The sequence below is a fragment of the Streptomyces sp. RP5T genome (genome assembly GCF_003933965.1).
Classification (GTDB): Bacteria; Actinomycetota; Actinomycetes; order Streptomycetales; family Streptomycetaceae; genus Streptomyces.
In genome coordinates this window covers 1-961 of record NZ_RSAJ01001169.1, presented here as the reverse complement: position 1 = coordinate 961, position 961 = coordinate 1, and the positions used below count along the sequence as shown (strand labels likewise).

Annotated in this window: 1 protein-coding gene; it reads right to left on the bottom strand. The window is 73.0% G+C overall.

The annotated features are described in order from the left end of the window. Positions 1-12: 12 nt before the first annotated feature. Positions 13-858: a DegV family protein gene (locus tag EHS43_RS45190; RefSeq protein ID WP_125196119.1), complete on the bottom strand. Its 846-nt coding sequence runs from the start codon at positions 856-858 to the stop codon at positions 13-15. Positions 859-961: the final 103 nt, after the last annotated feature.

The window sequence follows — 961 nt, the reverse complement described above, 5'->3', positions numbered from 1 at the left end:
ACCCGCCCCCACTCACCGCGGCGAGACCACAACTCCCAACAACCCGGGCCCCGTATGCGCCCCGATCACCGCCCCGACCTCACTCACATGCAGGTCGGCCAGTCCCGTCACCCGCGCCCGCAGCCGGTCGGCGAGGGCCGACGCCCGGTCGGGGGCGGACAGATGATGGACCGCGATGTCCACCGGCGCGCTGCCGGCCCGGTCCGCCGCGATCTCCTCCAGACGGGCGATGGCCTTCGACGCAGTCCGCACCTTCTCCAGCGGCTCGATCCGCCCACCCACGAGTTTCAGCAGCGGCTTGACGGCGAGCGCGGAGCCGAGGAGGGCCTGCGCGGCCCCGATCCGGCCGCCGCGGCGCAGATAGTCGAGGGTGTCGACGTAGAAGTACGCGGAGGTGCCCGCGGCCCGCTTCTCCGCGGCCGTGACCGCCTCGTCCACCGTGCCGCCCGCTTCCGCGGCCTCGGCGGCGGCGAGCGCGCAGAACCCGAGAGCCATGGCGATCATGCCGGTGTCGACCACCCGCACCGGCACCGGCGACTCGCGCGCCGCCAGGACCGCCGCGTCGTAGGTGCCGGAGAGCTCGGCGGACAGGTGCAGGGACACGATGCCGGTCGCGCCGGATTCGGCCACCTCGCGGTAGTGCGCCGCGAAGGCCTCGGGGCTGGGCCGCGAGGTGGTGACGGGGTGTCGCTTCTGGAGCGCCTGGGCCAGCGAGCGGGCCGTGATCTCGGTGCCCTCCTCCAGCGCGCGGTCACCGAGGACCACGGTCAGGGGTACCGCTGTGATGCCGTGCCGCTCCATCGTCCCCTGCGGCAGGTAGGCCGTTGAATCCGTGACGATCGCGACATGGCGGGACATGAGCTGGAGGTTACCTGCCGTAGCGTGCGGACGGCAGCCCGGCCCCTGTCGCCCGGACCGCCTCTGTGCGGATCAAGTGGTGCTCTCGGGACGGGGTTTCTTC

Excerpts from the sequence above, each read along its gene's own strand:
- EHS43_RS45190 (WP_125196119.1), bottom strand. The coding sequence starts at position 858 with ATGTCCCGCCATGTCGCGATCGTCACGGATTCAACGGCCTACCTGCCG.